General features: G+C 38.9%; 16 protein-coding genes. 10 read left to right on the forward strand and 6 right to left on the reverse strand.

Annotation, left to right across the window (positions count from 1 at the left end):
* Positions 1-157: 157 nt before the first annotated feature.
* Positions 158-1,435: a VWA domain-containing protein gene (locus Q0954_RS22405; protein WP_299460630.1), complete on the reverse strand. Its 1,278-nt coding sequence runs from the start codon at positions 1,433-1,435 to the stop codon at positions 158-160.
* A gap of 387 nt (positions 1,436-1,822) precedes the next feature.
* Here Q0954_RS22405 and Q0954_RS22410 point away from each other — a divergent pair, with 387 nt between their 5' ends.
* Positions 1,823-2,065 (forward strand): hypothetical protein, encoded by a 243-nt coding sequence (locus Q0954_RS22410; RefSeq protein WP_299460632.1) that lies wholly within the window; start codon positions 1,823-1,825, stop codon positions 2,063-2,065.
* A gap of 73 nt (positions 2,066-2,138) precedes the next feature.
* On the opposite strand, the gene Q0954_RS22415 is transcribed toward Q0954_RS22410, so the two are convergent.
* Complete coding sequence (locus tag Q0954_RS22415) at positions 2,139-3,203, reverse strand: ferredoxin--NADP reductase (protein ID WP_299460634.1); 1,065 nt, start codon at positions 3,201-3,203, stop codon at positions 2,139-2,141.
* A gap of 372 nt (positions 3,204-3,575) precedes the next feature.
* The gene (locus Q0954_RS22420; protein ID WP_299460636.1) at positions 3,576-5,792 is read right to left on the reverse strand and encodes a DUF5916 domain-containing protein; all 2,217 of its coding nucleotides are present in this window, start codon (positions 5,790-5,792) and stop codon (positions 3,576-3,578) included.
* Between the two features lie 420 nt (positions 5,793-6,212).
* Here Q0954_RS22420 and Q0954_RS22425 point away from each other — a divergent pair, with 420 nt between their 5' ends.
* Both Q0954_RS22425 and Q0954_RS22430 read left to right on the forward strand, forming a co-directional pair.
* Positions 6,213-7,232, forward strand: coding sequence for a PhoH family protein (locus Q0954_RS22425; RefSeq protein WP_299460675.1), 1,020 nt, complete (start codon positions 6,213-6,215; stop codon positions 7,230-7,232).
* Between the two features lie 666 nt (positions 7,233-7,898).
* Positions 7,899-8,348, forward strand: coding sequence for a helix-turn-helix transcriptional regulator (locus Q0954_RS22430; protein ID WP_002702079.1), 450 nt, complete (start codon positions 7,899-7,901; stop codon positions 8,346-8,348).
* Between the two features lie 405 nt (positions 8,349-8,753).
* On the opposite strand, the gene Q0954_RS22435 is transcribed toward Q0954_RS22430, so the two are convergent.
* Positions 8,754-10,478 carry a peptide MFS transporter gene (locus tag Q0954_RS22435; RefSeq protein ID WP_299460639.1) on the reverse strand — a complete coding sequence of 575 codons (1,725 nt, stop codon included), beginning with the start codon at positions 10,476-10,478 and terminating at the stop codon, positions 8,754-8,756.
* A gap of 705 nt (positions 10,479-11,183) precedes the next feature.
* Here Q0954_RS22435 and pckA point away from each other — a divergent pair.
* The 7 genes from pckA (at position 11,184) to Q0954_RS22470 (ending at position 20,677) form a co-directional block, all read left to right on the forward strand.
* Positions 11,184-12,797: a phosphoenolpyruvate carboxykinase (ATP) gene (gene pckA / locus Q0954_RS22440; RefSeq protein ID WP_299460641.1), complete on the forward strand. Its 1,614-nt coding sequence runs from the start codon at positions 11,184-11,186 to the stop codon at positions 12,795-12,797.
* 549 nt (positions 12,798-13,346) lie between these two features.
* The gene (locus Q0954_RS22445; RefSeq protein ID WP_299460643.1) at positions 13,347-14,435 is read left to right on the forward strand and encodes a hypothetical protein; all 1,089 of its coding nucleotides are present in this window, start codon (positions 13,347-13,349) and stop codon (positions 14,433-14,435) included.
* 71 nt (positions 14,436-14,506) lie between these two features.
* Positions 14,507-16,423: a zinc-dependent metalloprotease gene (locus Q0954_RS22450; protein ID WP_299460645.1), complete on the forward strand. Its 1,917-nt coding sequence runs from the start codon at positions 14,507-14,509 to the stop codon at positions 16,421-16,423.
* A 532-nt stretch (positions 16,424-16,955) separates the two neighbouring features.
* On the forward strand, positions 16,956-17,960 hold the full coding sequence (locus Q0954_RS22455) for a PLP-dependent cysteine synthase family protein (protein ID WP_299460647.1): 1,005 nt from the start codon (positions 16,956-16,958) through the stop codon (positions 17,958-17,960).
* Positions 17,961-17,972: 12 nt separating this feature from the next.
* Entirely contained in the window at positions 17,973-18,524 is a 552-nt protein-coding gene (locus tag Q0954_RS22460) for a GNAT family N-acetyltransferase (RefSeq protein ID WP_299460649.1), read from the forward strand.
* Between the two features lie 43 nt (positions 18,525-18,567).
* Entirely contained in the window at positions 18,568-19,410 is an 843-nt protein-coding gene (locus Q0954_RS22465) for an alpha/beta hydrolase fold domain-containing protein (protein ID WP_299460651.1), read from the forward strand.
* A gap of 376 nt (positions 19,411-19,786) precedes the next feature.
* Positions 19,787-20,677, forward strand: coding sequence for an alpha/beta hydrolase (locus tag Q0954_RS22470; RefSeq protein WP_299460653.1), 891 nt, complete (start codon positions 19,787-19,789; stop codon positions 20,675-20,677).
* A gap of 53 nt (positions 20,678-20,730) precedes the next feature.
* Here the strand turns inward: Q0954_RS22470 and Q0954_RS22475 are convergent, their stop codons facing one another.
* Positions 20,731-23,037 carry a hypothetical protein gene (locus Q0954_RS22475; RefSeq protein WP_299460655.1) on the reverse strand — a complete coding sequence of 769 codons (2,307 nt, stop codon included), beginning with the start codon at positions 23,035-23,037 and terminating at the stop codon, positions 20,731-20,733.
* A complete protein-coding gene (locus Q0954_RS22480; protein WP_299460657.1) occupies positions 23,030-23,611 on the reverse strand; it encodes a sigma-70 family RNA polymerase sigma factor in 582 nt (193 codons plus the stop codon). Before Q0954_RS22480 ends, Q0954_RS22475 begins: the two co-directional genes overlap by 8 nt.
* Positions 23,612-23,847: the final 236 nt, after the last annotated feature.

The following is a 23,847-nucleotide window of genomic DNA, read 5'->3' on the forward strand; positions in this document are numbered from 1 at the left end:
TATAGTATTGCATAGCTGGTTGAAGGATCTTGGGAGTTAGCGACACTTGTGTTGTTTCTCTCAAGTTTTTTTTTGCCTTTTTTCAATTACATCATAAAAAAACAGGAGCCACCTGTATGGTGTACCCCTGTTTTGCTGTGTCGTTTTATTTGTATATTTACTTCTTCTTACGTGCCATATAGTTGGCGCTCCTACTCATCTTTTGCGACATCATATAATCCATTTTAGACATGTTCTTCATCTGGTCGAGTTTCTCGCCATAAGCTACAATACTATCATACTGTTTTTTCAACTCCTCACTGGGAGGCATTAATTTAAAATAAGCATCTAGTGAGGCCTTTGCTTGAGCAATCATTTGTTTGGCTTTTTCAAAGTCACGCCCATCGGCTACCTTTATTGCCTGTTCAAACAAGTCGTTTGCTGTAAACAAAGCTGTTTGCTCGTGTACCTTAGCGTTTACCCCTGCACGATAGGCATTCTCGTCGGTAGTGGGTTCTATACGCAAGTTTACTTCATCAGTAATGCGTTCCATTTTGTCTATCACATCGTCGTATTGCAGGCGTGCCTTCATGACAAAAGGCTCGTCAGGAGTGCGGGTTACCTCAAACTTAATCAATACCGCTTTTTCTTCTTCTGCTACCACATCGTTAAAGTTCACGCTTACTTTGTCCTGGTTTATATTTGCCGGAAAGCCATATACTTGAACGCATTTGAGGTAATTCTGAGGAAAAGTTAGTTCCAGTGTAGTATTTTGGGCAACCACCGAGAGTAAACCCTCTAGCTCTTGGGCAAATATTTGAGGAATTTTGTCAGGCATATCAATAAAATAATAATTAGCGCCTCCATACTCCGACAAGTTGGTCATCAGTACCTCGTTAAAGTCGGAACCTACCCCAAAAGTAGACAAGGCGATGCCAGCTTCGCGAAATTTCTTCTGGGCAATCTGCTGTAGTTGCTCTGGAGCAGTAATTCCCGCATTTGCCAAACCATCTGACAGCAACAAAACCCGGTTTACATAGCCGTTCGATTGGGAAGATTTTACCTGAGCATAGCCTTCCATCATTCCACCACTTAGGTTGGTCATGTTGCGTGCCTGAATGCCCTTTACTTTTTCGTGTAAAGCCTTTTTATTGGTTACCTTTGCCGAGCTTGCTACCACATCTATTTCATCGTCATATTGTACTATCGACAGCACATCATCGCTTTTGAGATTGTCTATGACAAAGTCAACGGCTTTCTTTACATAGTTGAGTTTGTCGCCCGACATAGAGCCACTGCGGTCTACCACCAGCGATATGTTCAAAGGAATACGCTCCTGTTTTTCGGGAGCCTTACCCCCCTTCATGCTTAAGTATACAAATAACTCTTTTTTGATATGACTGGTGAGCCAGTACTTGTTTTCAAGGTGTGCTTCAAATTGCAAGGTTTTATTCATTGTTATATACTATCTAAGTTTTTAATTAGGTAATTTATCTTAATATAACATTACTGACTTAAGTTTTTACACTTCAGCCTCAAATAATGTAAAGTAGATGCGTGCTTTGGAGAATAAACATTTTTTAATTAAGAGTAGATGAATTACGAATTGACGCAATGCGAAAATGTAGAGGGTATGCTTGTACTCTATCTGGCAGGTTTTGATACAAGCGAGTGTTGATAGGTAATGTGTTGTTTATCAGTGATTTAAATTAAGTTTTTCTTGCAAAAGGAGGGGTTTTTAGCTATGTTTGTTACATATTCTTATGGTAAGAATATAGCCCAAGAGGTTAAGTTTGGAACGCTTCCCTCAAGGGCTTTTATCAAATAATAAATATTTAATAGTATGCAATTTAAAGATTTAAATCCAGAGGCACAAGGTGCCCTTATTCCAGTCCAACAACTCGACTTGTTTGCCCTAAGTTTACGTGCCCGGCTTGAGGCATTTGTGTTCAAGGCCGATGCTTCGTTGGACTATTTGCGGAAGCAAAAAAATGAACAACTTAAAAACTATTTGCAAACCACCATTTTCGATTTGCAATGTTTGCTCAATGAGTTTGAAATGCACGATACATTACAAGCCCAATAAACACCAAAAGCCTGATTCATTGATTTGAGTCAGGCTTTTGAAAATAGTATATAATCGGAGTCGTAATTGTAGCCTAATCAACCTCAATCACCACATCAGCAGTAAGCGGATGCCCCACACAAGTAAGCACATGCCCTTGTTCAATTTCTTTAGGCGATAGAGAGTCCTCTTCGTCCATATACACCTTACCCGAAGTACAACGCCCCATACAAGACGTACAAATACCGCTTTGGCAAGAAAAGGGTAAGTCTATGTTGGCGTCCAGTGCCGCATCCAGAATTGATTCACTGGGCTTGACCGTAACTTTGTGTTCATCGCCTCCATAAATAATGGTAACCTCGCGTTCTACAATGCCCTCTACGTCATTGGCTGCTCCCTTTTTGGCATCGTCCAGGCTTGCCGTAAAGCTCTCTTTGCGTAGTTTATCTTTAGGCAATTTGTATTTTTGGAAGGCTACCTCTATTTGTTCCATCATTCCGGCAGGACCACACATAAAATACTCACGAGGCTTGAATAGTTTTTTGGGTAAACTTTTTAAGATGGTTTGCACCAAATCGGGTGTAAGTCTACCCGAATGTCCACTCCATCCGGCGGGAGGGTTTTCTAGTACGTGTACTATGTTCAACTGTTTGCCATATTTGGCTTTTAGCCCATCAATTTTGTCTTTAAAAATAATAGACTCCTCATCGCGATTGGCATATACCAAAGACACCACCGCGCTTGATTCGGTATTGAGTACTGTTTGCATGATCGACATCATAGGAGTAATTCCACTACCGCCAGCAAATAATACTACATGACGTTTGTTTTTTTTGTTAACGTCAGCAGTAAATACTCCAGCAGGTGCCATTACCTCTATAGTATCACCTGCTTTTATGTGGTCGTTTATATGATTAGAAACCTTTCCACCCTCCACTCGTTTTACGGTTACAGCAGGTTGAACATCTATGCCAGGTGCACTGCACAACGAATAAGCACGACGAACCGACTCGCCCTCCAGCGAAAAAATCAAGGTCAAAAACTGCCCTGGTTTATAAGTCAAAGCTCCCTCCGCTGGGTTTTCAAACACCACGGTTACTGCATCTTTGGTTTCGTTGACTACTTCTTTTACCTTTAATTGATAGTTATTTGAACTCATAATTCAACTCTTTTCTCTTGTTGACTATTCTTTGGTTGTTGCTGCTATACAACTACCAAACTTGTCCTGGGGTTAACTAATTCCCCAGGTTTCGACAAAACTAAACATTATTTTGATTAGTACGTGGCTTTTTTGTAGTCCATGATTGGTAGTTTTTCTAAGATTAGGTTAACAAAAAAATGGCAACACCCTATAAAGTCTTGCCATTAGAGTAAAGTTACAGATATTAATAATTAACGCTATTTAGAACCCTCAATAGGGACGCCTTAAGTTACAAGTCCTTAGAGACCGATACATATTGGTGCTGTAAGTGGGCTCTGTTACACATTCGATGAATAAATGTATAGTATGCTCATTTATAAGTTAATGTATTTACAAATTCAACCAATAAGTAAGTTTTACCACCAAAGAGCGTCCTATAGGCTGCAAATTATCCGAAAAATAATTGTCAGTATACACAATAAACAAGTCAGACACTGGCTTAAACCTCCACTGAAAACGGGCGTTTACATTCACCAGGTTGGTTTGAGTGTTGTATTGGGTAAACACTGTAAAGAACAATTTTCGGGTAAACGAAAACTCGAAGCGAGGCGCCAACAAGAGCAAATCTACACTATTGTAAGGAGCAGGTAAGGTAATTTGGTTATAGTCAGCCCTTATGGCAATGCGTCCATAAGGTTGAAACCGGTAACTTACCTCACCAGTGAGTCGAGTACGCCTGCCATTAAAATACTTGAAAAAATACCCAGCACCCACGTTTATATTAAACAGCTTGACAGGGTTGGAGTTATAAAAGGCAAATACGTTGGAGTAGAAGTACTCGGTGCCAGCCAATAAAGGTATTCCGTCAGTATTGGTTGGATCAAAATCATCAAAAAGGCGGGTATACCAATTTCCTTGATAAAACTCCAGACTACTCCTGTCTTGAAAGTTAATAATGTATTGAAGTTCTACAAACCTATCTGTTACATTAAAGTCCATATCCCAAAACACATTGCCATACACCCCTGGTCCGTGGTTGTTTACCAGGGGCTTTTCCATAGTAGGGTAAAACCTCCGGTTAAGGCTTCCTTCTACCATAAAATACCCCGGACGAGGAGCAAAACCTACTCTGGGTGCATAGTCTCGTCCTACGCTTTCATGGCTGAAATAAAACCTCCATTCAGGCGTATTATAACCAATCTCAGAGCCATGAGCAAAGGGCTCTGCTTTTTGTTCAGGGGTAAACTGGTGTTGGTATAAAACCTTTCCATTCCATTTATTATCCTTCGATGCCATATTATAATCAAAACCCATCACCCGGTCATAGTCGTTAATACCCCAACTATAATCATTGGTCGAGTCGGAGGTAGTTTGTTGATTTACAAATATCAACCCTACATTTGAGCGGGCAAACACCTTGCGTTGTAATACTGCCACTGTATAGTTACTAGAAGGTAAATTACGCGCCCTATCACGGTCGGTTTGCATATTGAGTAATCCCACCCGCCAGTTGCGGTTAAGCTTGCCGCTAAGCCTTGCGCCATACAAAATGGGTACTTGTACCGTTTCGCCAGTCGCGGTATCGGTCTGAATACCAATCCTTCTGGAAAAAAACGGACGCATTCGCCCAAAGCCAAACCGGGAAAATAAATCACTATTCTCTATAAAAAACTGCCTCCTTTCAGGAAAGAATAGCTCAAACCTGCTCAAGTTGGTCACTTGTTGGTCTACTTCTACTTGCGAAAAATCAGGATTAAATGTCAAGTCAAGGTTCAATGATGAAGTAATGGCTACCTTGGCGTCCATACCAGCATTACGGGTATAAGCCACTGGCGTGTTATCAGGTTCAAATTCTTTGACAAAACCACCCGTTATGTAAGGAATCAATACGACATTAGCCCCCGATTTGGGTAAGGGGCTTTCCCAATTGATGGTGCCTGTAAACGCCAGCGAGGTCAGCCTATAGTTGCGAGGTATGGGCACCCACGACGATTGCTCATTGGTTTTATAGTCTAGTCGGGCAAAGTTTATTTTCCAGGGGCTTGTTCCACTTTTATAGCGCAAAGTTTTGAAAGGAATCGCCATTTCTGCTATCCACTTGTCTGGATAGCGTTTTACTCCCGAATACCACTTATTGTCCCATGACGAGTCTAAATCCTCTCCATTGGTAATCAATGCTTCACGTTTTACCCCTAGTGGGGTGATACCAAAAGTAAACCCATTGGTGCCATCTCCGAAAGGGTCTAAATAAAAAGTGACAAAATCGTTTCGCCCGCCATTGAAGTCACGCCTGAGCGACTCTACCACAAAGTCGCCCGGCTGTTTGTTTTCACAGACAAAGGCTACATAAAAAAACTGATCATCATAAGCCACCATTACCTCGGTTTTTGCCTTGGCATAAGAGGTGTCAAAAGGGAATTTTTGGTAAAAATCACGGGCTTTTTGTGCAGTTTGCCATATTGCTTCATTGAGTTTCCCGTCAGGGGTTATTTTTTTGCTGGTTTTGCGTGCCAGCAATTGGTAGTTATCTTTTTGGGGAGCTTGGGCTTGTACCAATATAGGTAACAATAGTAGCCACCAACTGTAGTAGTAAAAGTTTTTATCCATGAAGGAGTTAGTTTATCAATGTATACGCCTTACTTATTTGCCTGAGATGATAAATTAGGAATTTTTAAGGTTAATTTTTGATAACGAAATGTTAATTATTTATCAAAAACAGGTTTTGAGTAAAAACTCATCAAAGGATTCTCTCTGTTTGAATAACTTGGTAGTAATAGCAACAAAACCTTGTAGTAGGGAGTCTTATAAGATAGAGTTTAAGGAAACCTTTTGTTTTTCGCTTAAACTTTGCTAGATTTTGGGCAATTAGTAATTATTAAAAAATAAGGTATACCGATTTTAACAAAAATCTTGTTGAAGGGTGATTTTAAAACCCACCAGCAAGATGTGTAGTTCAATGGAGTAAATTATTTTGGTATGATTACTTACTTAACCAAACATCAATATGTCTCACTTAAATTTATTCATTTGGTAGAAAAAGTAATCCAATTAGAAGATGTATCTTTAGTTGATTTTCTAGGCATAGAAAACAACAACATCAAAGAAGTGGCTGCTGCTTTTCCCAAAAGCAAAATCGTTTCGAGAGGCAGCGAACTTCGTATTCAGGGTACCACCCCTGAAATTATCAAAATCAATGAAATAATTAACTCTCTGCTTGCACACTATCACAAATACGGTAAAGTAACTACCGACAACGTTACTACTTATCTTCAGCGAGAAGATACCCAAGCACCCAAACAAGACGATGGAGGCGAGCCAGTATTGATCTATGGCACCAAAGGGGTGGCAATTAAGCCAAAAACTGCCCATCAAAGCGAATTGGTGAAAAGTGCTGAAGACAATGACCTGGTTTTTGCCATTGGTCCTGCTGGAACCGGAAAAACATATATTTCGGTAGCTTTGGCAGTAAAAGCGCTGAAAAACAAGGATGTAAAAAAGATCATTATTACCCGCCCTGCGGTAGAAGCGGGTGAAAACCTGGGTTTTTTGCCGGGTGACCTCAAAGACAAGGTAGACCCTTATCTGCGCCCCATTTATGATGCGTTGGACGACATGATTCCGTCAGAAAAACTAAAGTATTACCAGGAAAATAGAATTGTTGAGATTGCTCCTCTAGCTTATATGCGAGGGCGTACCCTTAACAATGCTTTTATCTTGTTAGATGAAGCCCAAAATACTACCCCCATGCAAATCAAAATGTTTTTGACACGTATGGGGCCTCACTCCAAGGTGATTATCACCGGAGATCGTTCGCAGGTTGACTTGCCTAAAAAGCAAAAGTCAGGATTGATAGAAGCCATTAGTATTTTGCGAGATGTCAAGGGAATAGGGTTTGTAAAATTAGATGCTTCGGATGTGGTGCGTCACAAATTGGTAAGAAATATTATCAAGGCGTACGATAAAGCAGAAGAAGAGCAGATACAACATAAAAAAGAGAAAGCTGAACAAGAAAAAAAACAGAAAGAAGAGAAAAATGAACCAAGTTAAATCATTGCTTGTCATATAATTAACCGCTCACGCTCTTCAATCTGTCAGCGATATTTTTTTATAATTAAAAGGAATCATCCAAGATGATTTTTTGCTACCTCACAAAGCTTTTTGTGGGGTATTTTTATACCCTGTCAGGGTTTGTTTATAAAATTAACTATTCATCTTGAGTAAGGGCTTTTCTTATAAGCAAATTGTGAGAGCTTTTTTTGCAAACTCAGTACAATTACCTAATTTAGAAATTGATTAGGTTTTTAGAGTTTTTGACTCAAAAAATACCACCACCCCTTTACTATTTGCAACATAGTAAAAGGGCTCGAAGCTCTCAGGTAAAGCTTATTGAAAGGTTCATAAAATGAATTAAGCTCTGCCCTTTTTTAAAACTTCCGGTGGTTTTGCTGTGCAACTCTTTAACAACCCAATCCCAAATCAACCTCTTTAGTATAGGCAAATGGCGTTCATTCCTCATTAGCCTAATCCTTCGAGGTTCTGTGTAAGTCTATAAACTTTTTGCTTTAGGTATTATCATCACGATAAGCAATCTCTATGCATTGTAATCTTTTACAAGTGTATCTTAGGTTTTTACCCTATGGTATATAGTTATGATTACAAATCTAAACTAAATGTTTATAATAATCAAAGTTTTTAAAAACGAAATGCTTAACTATGGGGAAAGATTCTGGTCAAAAAGACATCACGCTGCGGTTTATTGAAGTATATAATCATTTGGCGGAAATCAATCCGGTCTACAGAAACAAGAGCGAGTTTGCCCGTCAGATGAATGAACACGTACAAACGCTCAATGCAGTACTCAACGGACGTAGAGAAACCTCTATCACCTTTCTTAATAAGTTGTTTCACACTTTTAAAGTAAATCCTCTGTATATTTTTTTTGGTAAAGGTAATATGCTTTTACCCGAAAGTGATGAATTTACTGACGACAACGAAAAAGAAGTAAAAAGGCTGGAAGAGATGGTTAGAATGCTGGAAAAAGATATCAGCAACAAAGAAATTGTGATCACAGCTAAAGATGAAACAATTTCTGCTCAGAAAAACGAAAACAATACTTTGATAGAGCAAATAAAACTGCTTAAATCAAAAACAGAGGTATCATAGATGTGATTAGTTTTGTTTGAAGGGCGCAAAACATACTAGAGAATATTTATTATTAATAGCTTGTTTATCAGAGGGTTAGTATTAGCTCTCTGTTTTTTTATGCTTTTCTAAAAACAATACTCCGCAGTGATTTTCGTCAAAGTTGGTTGCTGGTTATCAGTTATTTATGGATTTAAAAACTATTTAATTGGATGTTTAGGCTTAAAACCGAAACGCTTTTAAAAATAAAGTGAGTAAGCAATCTTAATATAAAACACTGGTTTACAGCATTTAATAAGGTAAACATTTACTCGAATCAGCTATGGACTATCGACTAAATACTATGGACTATTGAAAAAAGTACCTAATAAAAAAAGAGACCAATTGCTGGTCTCTTTTTTTATTAGTAAATCTATATTTTCTAGGTTACATTTCTTTTTCGTCAGCATTTTTTCTTGCTTGATTTGCTTCTTCTTCTTCTACACCGTGGGTCAAAGCCTTCAGTTTTTTCAGGAAGATAATCAACAATAAGCCAAACACGGTAGTAAATATAGTGATGTACAGGAAGGTTTTTAGCTCCAGTGCATTTTGCACCTCATCTATTATTACTGTGCCTTCATAATTTTTTCCATCGCCTTTAGGTGATTCACTCTCTTTTACTTTGTCTTTTTTCGACAAACTAATCTTAAAGTGCATGGGTTCTTTAGCGGTTACCTCTTCTTCTTTCAAGGTTTCACGCAGGCGATTTGTACTCTCTTTATCCAACTCAAAGAGGGGAGTAATCTCTTTTTTGTTGTCTTCAAGGTTTTTCATCACAACCTGGTTGTTTTCCATGTATACTTGCCCCTTAAAGTTGATATTTTTGTCCTTTGCAAGCGATTCAGTAATACGAGTGTAAGGTTTTAGCTCACTGGGTGATGCCTTTAATTCAATATTGATGGGTTTTACCTGTGAGGCTTCACCTACCAAGCCGGCCAGCTTATTACCAAAGCCTGTAGAAGCAAAATAAACCCCCATCATGATAGAAGCGTAGCGTGCTGGGGCAAGTTTGGTAATAAATGATAGAGATACAGGAGAAGATGACAACTCTCCAACGGTATGAAGTAAATATGCCAGAATTAACCAAATCATGGCGCCTTTACCAAATGGTTCCTGACCAGCTTGTACTGAAGCAGCTGCCATTGCAAAAAAGCCAAATCCCATGATAATGGTTCCTATGGCCATTTTAAACAATGAAGACGATTCTTTGCCCTTGCGTTGGCGGGTTGCCCAAAAGCTGGCAACTGCTACTCCCAATGTAATGATAAAGAATGAATTGGCAGCCTGAAATACACCAGCAGGTATTTCCCAGCCAAAAAACATCCGGTCAATTTTGTTTTGAGCATAAATATTCATTAAGCCACCTGCTTGCTCAAAAGCACCCCAGAATACTATAATAATGATAAATGATAGGAATAACACCACTAAACGGTCTTTCTCTACCTTGGTCAATGGTTGGTTACGGTTTGAACCTTCTACTTTTACGGGTGGTTTGTAATCACCAACTCCTTTTAGATATTTTTGTCCCCATACAAATAGTATTTGCCCAAACAACATGCCTATGCCTGCCAAACCAAAACCATAATGCCAACCATATTCGCTGGCTACTAAAGGTACAATCAGCGAAGAAAGGAATGCCCCTAGGTTGATGCCTATATAAAACAATGTAAAACCTCGGTCACGACGTGGGTCACCAGCTTTGTATAGCCCACCTACAATGGTAGAAATGTTAGGCTTTAAACCACCAACACCTATAACTATGAGTACCAAGCCTGCATAAAAAGCGGTAATATTTTGGATCGCAAGAACCCCGTGTCCAGCGCAAAGAATCAATCCCCCAATGAGCACAGTTTTCTTTTGCCCCAGCCATCGGTCGGCAATAATACCCCCAGGAATTCCCATTACGTACACCATCATCGTATACCAACCATATAGGGCAAGTGCATCAACATTAGACCAACCCAAGCCGCCTTTTTCAACTGGTGCAATAATAAAAAGAACTAAAATTGCACGCATTCCATAATAACTGAACCGCTCCCACATCTCGGTAAAGAAGAGTACAGCCAACCCTACCGGATGTCCCAAAAACGCTTTATCTGCAGATTTACTCATGATTTTTTACTTAACCTGTATATTTTATGGCACCATTACAAGTATGCCAGAATAGTTATATTGATTCCAAATTTGAAAATCCCACAAATATATTGGAAAGTTTATAAAAAATAAAGGCTACCTGTAGGCTTTAACTTTCAGCAATATCAAAAAATATATAAAATACAACAATTGATGTATGTAAGTAATTGGGCTGAAAAACACGAATAATAGTGGTATGAGGTGCTGAGAGATTAGTATTGGGTATATGGAAACAATTACAGGCATGCCGCAAGTATTGGTAATGTCCAATAGAAAAATAAAACAGGAAAGGTTAAAATAATTGTGAACTTGGCAAAATTTTGCGAAAATATATAAATAAGCTTGGTATTATTTAAAGTAAACCTGTAAATAGTCAAAACAGTGCTTTGACTGCTACTATCTAGTGAAGCATAACGGGGAGCTCTCAATAGTTAAAAACCCTTTTTAGAGCGTTATTTGGCGATAATATAATTGTATACACTACTTTATCGGGATAGTGATCTGAGCGAGTGTTTACCTTGTGACAGGGCAAAAAGTGAATGATCAACATTTGTATTTTAGATACTATTCAATGAATTAAAATAGGTAGGAAAACTCAAAAAATAAACAAACAAATTTAGGGGATGGTAATAATTTCTTAATTTTACGGTTTCTCACATCGTTTTCAAAAAAATTGATAATATAATGCAAGAGTTTGGATTGAAATCATCTAAAAGTGGACTCGAGGATTTAGGTATAAAACAGGTAAAAGAAGCACACTGGAATTTATCTCCCGCAGAGCTGACAGAAGAAGCTGTAAAGAACGGCGAGGGTACAATTACCGATACAGGAGCTTTGATGGCTGATACTGGCGAATTTACGGGACGTTCACCTCAAGACAAGTTTACTGTAAAAGATGAAAAAACTCAAGACACCGTTTGGTGGGGAGACATTAACTTTCCTATTTCAAGCGAAAACTTTGATGCGCTTCATCAAAAAATGGTGGCTTTTTTAGCAGACAAAAAGGTGTATGTGCGTGATATGCACGCTGGTGCACACCCAAAATATCGTTTAAATGTGCGCGTAGTAAATACTCAGGCATGGCATAACATGTTTTGTTACAACATGTTTTTGCGCCCCACCGAAGAAGAGTATAAAAACTTTCAGCCCAACTTTACCATTATCAACATTCCTGAGTTTAAGGCAAACCCTGCCAAAGATGGTACGCGTCAGGAAAACTTCACCATTGTTAACTTTACCAAGCGCATGATTTTGATTGGTGGCACTGGTTACGCTGGTGAAATGAAAAAGGGTATTTTCTCTGTATTGAATTATACCTTGCCACATGAAGAAGATGTGTTGTCTATGCACTGCTCTGCCAATGTAGGCGAAAAAGGCGATACTGCGGTATTCTTTGGACTTTCAGGCACTGGCAAAACTACGCTTTCGGCTGACCCCAACCGTGGTTTGATTGGTGATGATGAGCACGGATGGTCTGATGATAAAGTGTTTAACTTTGAAGGTGGGTGTTATGCAAAAGTAATTGACCTTACCCGTGAAAAAGAGCCTCAAATTTATGATGCTATTCGCTTTGGAGCTATTGTAGAAAACACCCGTTTTCAGGAAGGTTCCCGCAGTGTAAACTATGAAGATGCGAGTGTTACACAAAATACCCGTACATCTTATCCTATTCATCATATAGACAATGCTTTGCCTCAGTCTATTGCTGAGCCTCCAAAAAATATTTTCTTCCTTACGGCTGATGCATTTGGTGTATTGCCTCCTGTGTCCAAACTAACTCCAGGACAGGCAATGTATCACTTTATCTCTGGCTATACAGCCAAAGTAGCAGGTACTGAAGTGGGCATCAAAGACCCTGTACCTTCGTTTTCTGCTTGTTTTGGTGCTGCATTTTTGCCATTGCATCCTACCAAATATGCTGAAATGTTAGGTAAAAAAATGAAAGAGCAAAATGTAAATGTATGGTTAATTAATACTGGTTGGACTGGCGGACCATTTGGCGTGGGTTCTCGTATGAAGTTGCCTTATACCCGTGCCATGATCACTGCGGCCTTAAACGGCGAGTTGGATAATGTAGAATATGTGCAACACAATATTTTTGGTGTGAGTATGCCAACTACTTGCCCCAACGTACCAGATGAAGTATTAAGCCCTCGTAATACCTGGGAAGACAAAGAAGCGTATGATGCTAAAGCAAACCACCTGGCCGGCGAGTTTGTTAAAAACTTTGCCCAATATGCCGATTTTGCCAACGAAGAAATTATGGCAGGCGCTCCCAAAGCAAGCGCCGATGCATAAACTACTTTAGGTCGTTATCTCAGCGATTTATTACATATATCAAAACAGCCATTTGCAAGATAAATACTGCACATAATGGCTGTTTTTTTATATAGCCACTTTTTATTGGGTAATAATGAGTAATATTGGGTAAAAAAGTACTTGATTTTTAATAGTTCATTGGAGATCTAATCAATAAATCGTAGATTACGCCCAAAATTAGAAAACAACCTAACTACCTAACATCTTAATTACACATATGAAAACATTATACCCTCACCAGGCAGCCCAAAAACTGCCCATACCAATTGGTGGTTTATGCTACCATTGTATCTATTTTACTTTTACCAAACAAACATTTCTAAGGTAATCTTATAAACAACACTTGTTGGAAGTAGTCCTATTTTTTGAAGAAATAACCATTTGTTCAAAAACACAGGAGACGTATGTTTTGACTCGACTCAAAAAGTCGTTCGCTAACAACTATGGCACTGCTATGCCTTTACCGCAAACAAACAAGCAAATACATATAATTACACATTAATAACTAATAATCAATCTTACATTATTATGAAGAATTTACGATTTACTTTACTTGCAGTTTTCTGCCTGATTGGTCAATTGACATGGGCACAAACCACCACTAATTATGGTAACTCTTCTGGTACAGGAGGGTCTAACTCTAGTTACTTTGGTTACAGAGCAGGTACCTCATCTACAGGAGCCTCTAATACTTTTATAGGAGCCTCTAGTGGATACAATAATACTACAGGTGTATATAATACCTTTTTAGGGCAAGCTTCAGGGTATATCAATACTACTGGAAACAATAATACTTATATAGGACACTGGAGTGGAAACCGCAATACTACTGGAAGCAATAATGCTGCTTTGGGTTATCGTACCGCACGTTTTAACACCACCGGGCATTCAAATTCATTATTTGGTTACATGAGTGGCTACACCAACACTACAGGCTACAGCAATGTGGCCATGGGTTTTCAATCGGCTTATTCAAATACTACTGGTTACCGCAATGCTTTTGTGGGGCAACAAAGTGGTTACAAAAACACTACAGGGCGTTACAACGCATACTTGGGTGAGGCTACAGGTTATACCAATACTACCGGGTTTGGCAATACTTTGTTAGGCGCCCGTGCTGGTTATAAAAATGCTGCTGGTTCTCGCAATGTGTTTATTGGGTACTTTGCTGGGTACAACGAAACAGGGTCTAACAAACTATACATAGACAATTCAAGTACTACTATTCCATTGATTTATGGCGACTTTGCTACCAACGGTGTAGGCATCAACACCAATAAATTGAGCGATGGTTCTACCAACTACACCCTTTCAGTAAACGGGCGAGTACGTGCCAGCGAAGTAAAAGTATATACAGGGTGGGCAGACTATGTGTTTGAAAAAGGGTATAAGTTGCGTCCTTTGAACGAAGTAGAGGCTTATATCGAGAAAAATGGACACTTACCTGATGTTCCTTCTGCCAAGCAGGTCGAGAAAAACGGGATCTTTGTAGGGGAAATGAACGCAACTCTTTTGCGTAAAATTGAAGAATTGACGCTTTATATGATTTCTATGAAGAAGGAAGTAGAGCGCCTTAAAAAAGAAAACAAGGCTTTAAAAGCTAAGATTCAGAAATAGATCAACATGTCTTTTTCTGACCATTGTAATGGTGTGAAATAGTATAATACACAAATTAAAAATGGAAAATCATGAAGCATAAAGTCTTATTTTATATAGGCATAAGTCTGATGTTGTGGGGCTTAGCCCATACAACATATAGCCAAAGCCCCCACGCCTACGGGCAAAGAATAGCCGAAGCGAAAGCTGAAAATAGAGCTTTTGATAAGGTTACAGGTTTGTTTACAGCAACCAGTAACGCAGGTAAAAATTTGCGTACATCCTTAAAAAATGCCCGTTACTTTAGTTTTAACAAAAGTATCTCTGAGCAAGTAATCAATAATGCGGCAGCTTATATAGCATTAGAGATTCCCGCATCTGCCCAAAGTGCAGCAATGACCCTCGAACTTAAAAAAGTACCCGAAACATTTATGAGCTATAAGGTAACAACTGCTTCGGGCAAGACTTACCCTAAACGAGCCAGCGCCAAGCAAGTACACTACCGTGGTGTGGTACAAGGCAAAGAAGGTTCAAGTTTGGTAGCACTCAGTGTTTTTGGAGAAGAAGTCATGGGGTTTGTCTCAATAGAAGGGAGTAAAACCATTAATATTGCTAAGTTAAAAGGGCAAGATTACCACGCCTTGTTCCACGATGATGCATTTGAAACCAACACTACTGACTTAGGGTGTGAGACAGTATCTGACAAGCAAAATGAAATGTTGGACGAGATTTATTCTGGATTGAACAAAAATGCTTCTGCCAGAGTAAAATCTGCTGGTAAATGTCTAAAAGTATACTTTGAAACCGACTTTGGTATTTACCAAAACCTAAGCAATAGTGTAGCAAATGTAGAGAATTTTGTTACTGGAATGTTCAACGAGGTGGCTACTTTGTACGATAATGATGGAATCAACATAGAAATTTCTGAAATATTTGTATGGGACGTGGCCGATAGTTACAGCTCTAGTATAAGTACTGGTTTGACCAACTTTGTAGCAGCCCGTCCTACATTCAATGGAGATTTGGCTCATTTGTTATCGTTCGTAAATGGCGACAACAACCCTAACAATCTCTCAAATGCAGGAGGAAGAGCCAATGGAATTGGTGGTTTGTGTGTGACAGGAGATAGCAATTTAAGTCCACACTCACACACTGTTTTATTCCCTGCATTTGTAGCTGTGCCTACTTTTTCGCGTCAGGTGAAGGTTGTCACCCATGAAATGGGGCATAATTTAGGCTCGCGTCATACCCATGCTTGTGTATGGAACGGAAACAATACTGCCATTGATGGTTGCGCTGGTTTTACCGAAGGAGGTTGTGCAGTACCGGGTTTACCACCTGGTGGTGGCACCATTATGAGTTATTGCGACCGTACCAGTGTGGGCATTGATTTCAACCTGGGTTTTGGTGCCCAGCCCACTGCCGTGATGCAAAATATGATTAATAATGCAGCTTGTGTAGACGCTTGTACTGATTGCACGCCTGACTTGGTGATTACTCAAAATGTGTTGAATGGGCAAAACGATGCCCAAGAAGCAGGTAATACAATTACGGCGAGTAATACAATTTTTAACGGAGGTGTAGCAAATTACCAGGCAGGTAGTGCTATTTTGCTTGTACCAGGGTTTTTCGCTCAATCTGGTAGCAATGCTACGCTAGTGATTGCCCCATGTAGTAACGATATGGCGCCATCTACTACTAACCAATTGGTAAAAAGGCAACTTGCGCCAGCCACAACCACTGATATTGATAACACTGAGTTGTCATTGTACCCTAACCCTACTGGAGGTAGTTTTACTATAGCAGTACCTGTGGTAACAACTACCAGAGCTGATAAGGCGCGGCAATCACTGGAGGTGTATACTATGTTAGGTACATTGGTGTTAAGAAAACTCGTGAGAAATGGGGAAAGAATCGCGGTTGATTTAACAAAGCGTCCTAAGGGAATTTATTTGGTGAAATATATCTCTAATGGGCAGGTAACAATAAAAAAAGTAGTGTACAAATAAAGCGTAGTGTATTGATAAGTACACTTTTAGTGTGCTTATCATTTTTATAGCATAATGAATGTACTATAAAAAACTGATACAACTGCTTTAACTCGATAAACCATAATACCCAGCTAATCTTCTATTGGTTAGCACAAAAACCGTTTTGAAAACTTTCGAAACGGTTTTACCTTTTTAAAAAAAAGCAAAAAAAAACTTGAGAGAAGCCACACAAGTGTCGCTAACTCCCAAGATCCTTCAACCAGCTATGCAATTCTATATACTCGTTTTGTCCAAACAGGTTATGGCTTTTAGATTGATAGCACTTTTTTTACTATCAATGGCAAGCATACGTCGACAAAAGTTTGAAAGAAATGTAATATTAAAATGAACAAATGCTTTTGTGGTAGCAATAGGATTGTCATATCTTAGGTGACTTAATATAACACTGTTATTTTTCAAATGAAGCTTATTGTTATTCAACCAGCTTAGGTTTTTAGTGATGACACACACAATGCAATTAGTATCATTAAAAAACTTTTATTTTTATAGCATGCACTATTACAAAAATGTATTGGAGACTATAGGCAATACCCCACTTATTAGGTTAAATCAAGTTGTAAAAGACATTGATGCCACAGTTTTGGCAAAGATAGAAACTACGAATCCTGGCAACAGTGTAAAAGATCGTATGGCATTGAAAATGGTGGAGGATGCAGAGGCTAGGGGAGAGCTAAAGCCAGGAGGAGTAATCATAGAGTGTACCTCAGGCAACACTGGCATGGGACTGGCAATTGCGGCAGTAGTCAAAGGCTATCGATGCATCTTCACTGCTACCAGTAAGCAATCTAAAGAAAAAATAGATTTATTGAGGGCACTGGGAGCCACGGTCATTATTTGTCCAAGCAACGTACATCCCGATCATCCGGAATCCTATTATTCAGTTGCTCGGCAGTTGTATCATAAAACGCCCAATTCTTTTTGGTGTAATCAATACGATAATCCTTCTAATACTCTGGCACATTACCAAAGTACTGGACCCGAAATATGGCAACAAACCCAAGGGAGAGTTACGCATTTTATTGTGGGAGTAGGCACAGGAGGCACTATCTCAGGAATTGGTCGGTACCTTAAAGAGCAAAATCCGCAGGTGAAAATTTGGGGAGTAGAACCTTATGGGTCGGTTTTGAAGAGTGTTCATGAAACTGGTAAAGTAGATGTTAGTCAAAGCTATGGGTATACAACCGAAGGCATTGGACAAGATATGGTGCCAGCCAATATGGATTTTGAAATTATAGACCATCTGGAGAAAGTTTCTTGTCAAGATGCTGCATTGATGACGCGAGCCATTCTTCAAAAAGAAGCCATTTTGGCAGGCAATTCGGCTGGTGCTGCAATAGCTGGCTTACTTCAGCTAAAAAAACAACTGAAGCCTTCTGATGTAGTAGTGGTTTTGTTTCACGATCATGCCAGTCGGTATATTGGCAAAATATTAAACGACGAGTGGATGGAAGCTCAAGGATATTTGAAAGACATAAGTATGTTGGTAGGCGGCTAACGGTTGTAATAGATGAATTTAAAGAATTATTATGAAGGCCTTGCTTCTGAACGGTTGACTTTCAGAAGACTTACCTTGGCAGACGCAGATGACTGGCTAGAGTTTTACTATAATAATGACAGTCTCAAGTATTTGGGTATCAACTTGAACCGTACGCCTAAGGTAATGGCAAAAGCTTGGATAACAACACAAATAGAGCGTTACGAAAAAAATGAGTATGGGCAGTTGGCAATGATTCATAAACGAAGCAACAGGTTGATAGGTACCAGAGGTTTTAAGCTTACTAGGTTTAGGGGGCAATACTATGTAGAGAGTGCAGGCTCTGTTAAGCCACGTTACTGGAGGCAAGGTTATGGTTTTGAAAGCGCGGCTTGTATGTACGATTATGTTTTTTCGCAAAGTAATAACAATATGATCTTGGGCTATTGTCATTTAAATAATGTAGCATCTGCAAAAAACTTACAAAAATTGGGCTTTGTAGAGGTTGAAAATCAGTATACATTAGAGAGAACAGTGGTGATGTATAAATTACTTCGTTCTGTTTGGCAAAAACGTAAAAGATAAGATAGCTGGAATGTTATAGTTTAAAATACGCAAATTAAAGTATATGATTTCTGAAAAAGTAATTTGTAATTTGAGGAGTAACCTGATTAAACAATGTAGCCAACATATTTGTGATATTCCGGTAACTATTGAGAAAGAAATGTTTGGAGAAGTACCTTGTTATTGGATAAAAACAGCACAAACTACTGCTCGGCAAGTAATTTTTTATTTGCATGGAGGGTCAAATGTGATGGGTTCTATCGAAAGCCACAAGAATGTAGTTACCCACATAGCCCACCAAGCAGGAGTTCAAGCATTGTTTTTAGAGTTTAGTTTAGCACCAGAGCATCCTTTTCCGAAAGGCTTTCAAGACATTTTGCAAGTTTATAAAGAATTGCTACATAAGTATTCGCCCAAAGATATTATAGTAATGGGCGACTCAGCAGGTGGGCAACAAGGCTTGGCTCTATTACTAAAACTAAAAGAAGAGCAGGTTTCTTTACCTGCGGCTTATGTTGGGTTATCTCCTGCTGTAGATATTACTTTGGGTACGTTGCAGGATAACATTGAAAGAATACAGGGACAAGACCCTATTATAGCAGATATAGATGAAATAATCCCGCTTTTGAAGTTGTATTATACCCATCATTCACCAAGCAACCCACTTATATCACCCTTTTATGGAAACTTGGCTGGTTTGCCCCCAATGCTTATACAAGTGAGTACTACTGAGGCTTTGGTATTTCAATGTGAAGACTTTGTTGAGAAAGCCAAGGCATCAGGAGTAAATGTTACACTTGAGAAATACCAAAACGAATTACATGCTTGGCAGCTTTACAACCCCAATTCCTTAGCTTCTCAAAAATCATTTAAAAACATAGCTGCATTTATTCAAAGGCACATTTGACCTGTTTTTTCAATGTAGGTGGTTTGTTTTTTACCGCAATATCTTCGATGTACTTTTTTTAAAAAAGAAATAAGCACAAATTTTAGGCTTGATCTAATATTTGAATGAAACGTTTTATTGTGCAATTAAAAATTATTTTAGTGCAATTAGGTTTGGGTGAGTTTTTTGATTGTCAAAACAGGGACGATAATAAGTATTTCTGAAGCTATCGCTATCATATAAAAAGAAGGTCAAGGATACACAAATAAGAACCACAACTCACATTGTAAAAATGTGAAAGTCAAACCTCGTAGTGTAAACTTTCGTTTCCATAATCAACAGTGAATATCCCATATTCTAAAATTAAAATATATTGTAAGGTTTTAAAATCGTAACTATGCAGAAAATAGATGTCATGCAGTATATCCCCCAGTCTAGAGAAAGATTAGATCAGTTAGGTGCCAATTATATTGGTGCAGATAACTTTGAGGCAGTAACAGAAACCATTGAAGGTGTAAATTGTGCCTGGATAAAGGTACCAAATGCTTCTTCTGAGCATATCATTCTCCACTTACATGGAGGCGCATATTTTCAGGGATCAATCAAGTCTCATACTACATTTAGTAGTCAAATAAGTAGTAGAACAGGTATCAATACCCTATTACCTGAATTTGGACGAGCTCCTGAAGCGCCATTTCCACAAGGGTTAAATGAGTGTGTGAAGTTATACCGATACCTTTTGAAAAAATTCAAGCAGGTAACATTGGTTGGAGATTCGTCTGGAGGGGGACTGGCTTTAGCTTTAATAGAAAGGTTAATTAAACTAGACTTACCCTTGCCACAGTCTTATGTAGGTATTTACCCTTGGGTCGATGTGAGAGATGAGGCAAGCCGAGAGGCCTTTGAAAGTGTAGGAGATAGTTCACCCGAAGGAGCCCCTCTTCTAATTGATTTAGCTAATCTGTATTGTAATGGAGAAAGCAAGACAAATTCCTTGATTTCTCCCATTTTTTCTGACTTGACAGGTTACCCTCCTATGTTAATACAAATTGGAACCAAGGATTTCTTATATCCGCAATGTACCCGATTTGCAAAAAAAGCAAAAAGTAAAGGGGTTGATATCGTGTTTGATGTGTACAAAGATATGTTGCATGGTTGGCACTTATTTGCTCCAGATATACCCGAAAACGGTTTGGCGTATGATAACATTGCTAAATTTGTGAAAAAGCAGGCGGCAGTGAGTAAATCTCAAAAAAAAATGCCACTGAATAAAACACAACGTGCGTAATACTTATGCAACTTTCATTGTATTGATAGCATAGAGCAAGGGGCATTATTTGGCTAGAATCTTAGACCTAAATGAAGCCCTCCCCATAACTTGAGGTTAATCCCATTAATGGTACTGTCAAAAAAATGATAAGGAGGTAATTCTGATGCCAGCACATTGCTTTCTGGGGTATCTTGCGATACCAGGATATTAAATGTAGGTCCTATCTGTAGTGACATACCATTGGAAAACTCCCGTCCATACAAAAACTTGACTTGATTGAGTACACGAAGGTTCTCTTCCCAAAATTTATTTTCATTGATATGGTATACCATCGCTTCAAAGTTGAAGTTACTTTTAGCGTTTATATTACGAATAGTGCCTATACCATAACCCAATCCCCAGCGAAACTTGTCAGGTAAAAACTGCGCACCTACTGCAAAAATGTTATAAAACTTTCGTACCCCTATTTTATATCCTATATTACTATGCAGGCTTTCACTACCCCATATCTCAAATTTACGGTACCCGTTTTTTATAATGCTCAAAAAACCAATAGGCACCCCATGGGTTAGGCTGTCTGCAATATTGATAAAGCCAATTTGGCTGCCCTTTACTTTGTGGGCAATATTGAGCAAGCCTGCCATCTGTAGACCCTCTACCTGATCGGCAACATTCATAAAGCCACTAATTTGTGCGCCATGGATTTTTTCGCATACTCCCACAAAACCACTTGCTTGAAAACCGTTAACTTCTTTGCTTATGTTCAAAAAACCGGCACCTTGAAAGCCGTCTATTTGACGCCCAATATTGAAAAAACCTGCTGCCTGAAAATTAAGTGAACCATTAAAGTTAAGGTTGCCAAAACCAGCTGCTTGTATATTCATTGTGGGTTTATGAGCCAGTCTGCTCGCCGACCTATTGGTTACACCAGCTAGGTTGAAAAACCCTGCTAGTTGCGCCCCTGCCAGCGCCCCTCCTGCATTATTGAAAAAGCCTGCTGCCTGTAAACCTTGTACGTGGCTACCTGCTGTATTGAAAAAGCCAGCAAACTGTGCACCTTTGACATAGTCTTTTTCAATGTTGCCAAATCCGGCAAACTCAAGACCATCCAATGCAGCTGCACTGCCTATTAGAGCATTGATTGATAGCTTATTAGAATACTTGTGAGCATCTACACCATTAGTACTCAAAGGGTATACAAAACCAAGTTGTGCCTCACGAATAGGGTATACTGCTGGCTTAGGTAGTGAATTGATTCGCGATTTAGCTACAGTTGGGTTAGGTTTGTCAAAAAATAGGCGGCTCAATAGTTTATTTAGCCTTAGTGTAGGTGCCCCTAAGTTGAGCGACTTATTCTGGTTCACTTTGCGAATAGTAGCCATTTTTTTCTTTCTTTTACTTGGCTTATCAGTTTTCAAAGAGTCATCTACTGCCATAAACTTAGCATTTACTTGTTTTGCTTTATTTGGTGTTGGTATACGACGTTTGCGGGAAATCCCAAGCCATCGCCCCACTCTTTGAAAGGTGTTCCGGGGGCGTTGTACCCAGGTCCAGTTGTCATGATATGCTTGCAAAACCGTTTGGTGAGTATGTAACGAAATGCTGTCTATATGAGGTGCAAGGTGTTTAGAATGCCTATAGGTAGTATTGTCTAGAGTATCGAGCTGTTGAATAGGTGAGAGTTTGGACACTTGATAAAGTGACTGTGAAATAATAGTTTTCTTCTTGACTACCCCTGAGTTTTTATTTCCTGTGTTTTTGGCAAGGCGGTCATCTTTAGTATTTATATTAGTTTGTTTGATTATGTTTTGCTTTTGTTTAGTCACCAATGGCTTGGAGGTTTTTTTGACAAAACCCCTTGCTTTTTTATTTGGTGTATTTAATTGCAGAGGAGTTCTTTTTTTGTGAGGTGTTACATTACTCCCTTTTTGTTTGTTTACAATCTGGTGTTTTGATTTATGTTGTGTTATTTTTTTAGACTTAAGTATTTTTTTGTCTGTTTCTTTTTTACGCTCATGGGTATTTTTGGTCAAAGTGTGATTGTTTTGTGCAAGATGGTCTGGGTTGGGGTGCGTAAGAGGTTTTGCTGAGCCAGTAAGGTGTTCAGCGGCTTGTGTGGTGATGGTTTTTGAGTCAACTGCTGATGGAGTAGCTGTATTATTTAATTGGTTAGACGCAGGCATCATATACACCACTGCTGCAGTAGAGATTATTTTTACAATATATCTCATGACTTGAGTCAGTACTGAGGGTTGAGCTTGTAAACCATTAGCTTTCAAATGCCCCTGAAGTACGTTCCAATCTTGTGGGTCATAAGCTTCTTCGTGCTTATCTGCCACTTCGCGAAATATTTTATCGATATTAAATTCCCTAGACATTCTGAAAGTGTGCTTTTTGACTTAATAATTCTTGAACCTGTTTCTGCAATTTCTTGCGTGCTTTTGCCAAATTAGATTTGGATGTGCCTTCTGAAATGTGGAGCATTTCGGCAATTTCGCGGTGATTGTAGCCCTCTATAGCATACAAACTAAATACGGTTTGATAGGCAGGTGGTAAAGTTCTGATTACATTTAGTAAATCGTCATAAGCCATTTGTTGAATGACATCTTCCTCAGTCAAATGACCATGTTCAGCGACTTCATCATATTCATCTTCTATCGAGAAAGTATCTTTCAGTTTTTTGTTTTTATGGTAATGATTGATTGCCGTATTGACCATAATACGCCTGATCCATCCTTCTAGCGACCCATCGCCCTTATAGTTGCCAATGCCTGAAAATACTTTCATATACCCCTCATGTAGTACGTCTTTCGCTTCTTCGCGGGAGCGGGAGTATCGTAAACAAACGCTAAACATCTTGCCATAGTAAAGCTCATACAGCATTTGCTGATACCTTGCTTTACCAGCTCGACAGCCTTTGAGTATTTTGGCCTCCTGAGTTTTTTTATTCATGGTTTTCAAGTTCTATCCGGGTAGACCAAAGTCTGCGGATAAGGGTTGCCTTAAGGCAAAAATTATTTGTTGTTTTTTAAAAACAGCACTTGGGTTTACTACAAGTTTTAGAGTAGGTGCCCCTAAAATTAAGTAAAATAAAAATTATTTATATTTTAAGTGTTTGATAGTAAGGTTCTTATGTGCTTTTGCTGTTTTTTATTATTCACAAAGGCAACGCTTTTAAAGCAAAGCAG

It is taken from the genome of uncultured Microscilla sp. (assembly GCF_947493425.1).
GTDB lineage: Bacteria > Bacteroidota > Bacteroidia > Cytophagales > Microscillaceae > Microscilla.

Coding starts and splice junctions, on each gene's coding strand:
- Q0954_RS22405 (WP_299460630.1), bottom strand. CDS start 1,435: ATGAATAAAACCTTGCAATTTGAAGCACACCTTGAAAACAAGTACTGG.
- Q0954_RS22410 (WP_299460632.1), top strand. CDS start 1,823: ATGCAATTTAAAGATTTAAATCCAGAGGCACAAGGTGCCCTTATTCCA.
- Q0954_RS22415 (WP_299460634.1), bottom strand. CDS start 3,203: ATGAGTTCAAATAACTATCAATTAAAGGTAAAAGAAGTAGTCAACGAA.
- Q0954_RS22420 (WP_299460636.1), bottom strand. CDS start 5,792: ATGGATAAAAACTTTTACTACTACAGTTGGTGGCTACTATTGTTACCT.
- Q0954_RS22430 (WP_002702079.1), top strand. CDS start 7,899: ATGGGGAAAGATTCTGGTCAAAAAGACATCACGCTGCGGTTTATTGAA.
- Q0954_RS22435 (WP_299460639.1), bottom strand. CDS start 10,478: ATGAGTAAATCTGCAGATAAAGCGTTTTTGGGACATCCGGTAGGGTTG.
- pckA (WP_299460641.1), top strand. CDS start 11,184: ATGCAAGAGTTTGGATTGAAATCATCTAAAAGTGGACTCGAGGATTTA.
- Q0954_RS22445 (WP_299460643.1), top strand. CDS start 13,347: ATGAAGAATTTACGATTTACTTTACTTGCAGTTTTCTGCCTGATTGGT.
- Q0954_RS22450 (WP_299460645.1), top strand. CDS start 14,507: ATGAAGCATAAAGTCTTATTTTATATAGGCATAAGTCTGATGTTGTGG.
- Q0954_RS22455 (WP_299460647.1), top strand. CDS start 16,956: ATGCACTATTACAAAAATGTATTGGAGACTATAGGCAATACCCCACTT.
- Q0954_RS22460 (WP_299460649.1), top strand. CDS start 17,973: ATGAATTTAAAGAATTATTATGAAGGCCTTGCTTCTGAACGGTTGACT.
- Q0954_RS22465 (WP_299460651.1), top strand. CDS start 18,568: ATGATTTCTGAAAAAGTAATTTGTAATTTGAGGAGTAACCTGATTAAA.
- Q0954_RS22470 (WP_299460653.1), top strand. CDS start 19,787: ATGCAGAAAATAGATGTCATGCAGTATATCCCCCAGTCTAGAGAAAGA.
- Q0954_RS22475 (WP_299460655.1), bottom strand. CDS start 23,037: ATGTCTAGGGAATTTAATATCGATAAAATATTTCGCGAAGTGGCAGAT.
- Q0954_RS22480 (WP_299460657.1), bottom strand. CDS start 23,611: ATGAATAAAAAAACTCAGGAGGCCAAAATACTCAAAGGCTGTCGAGCT.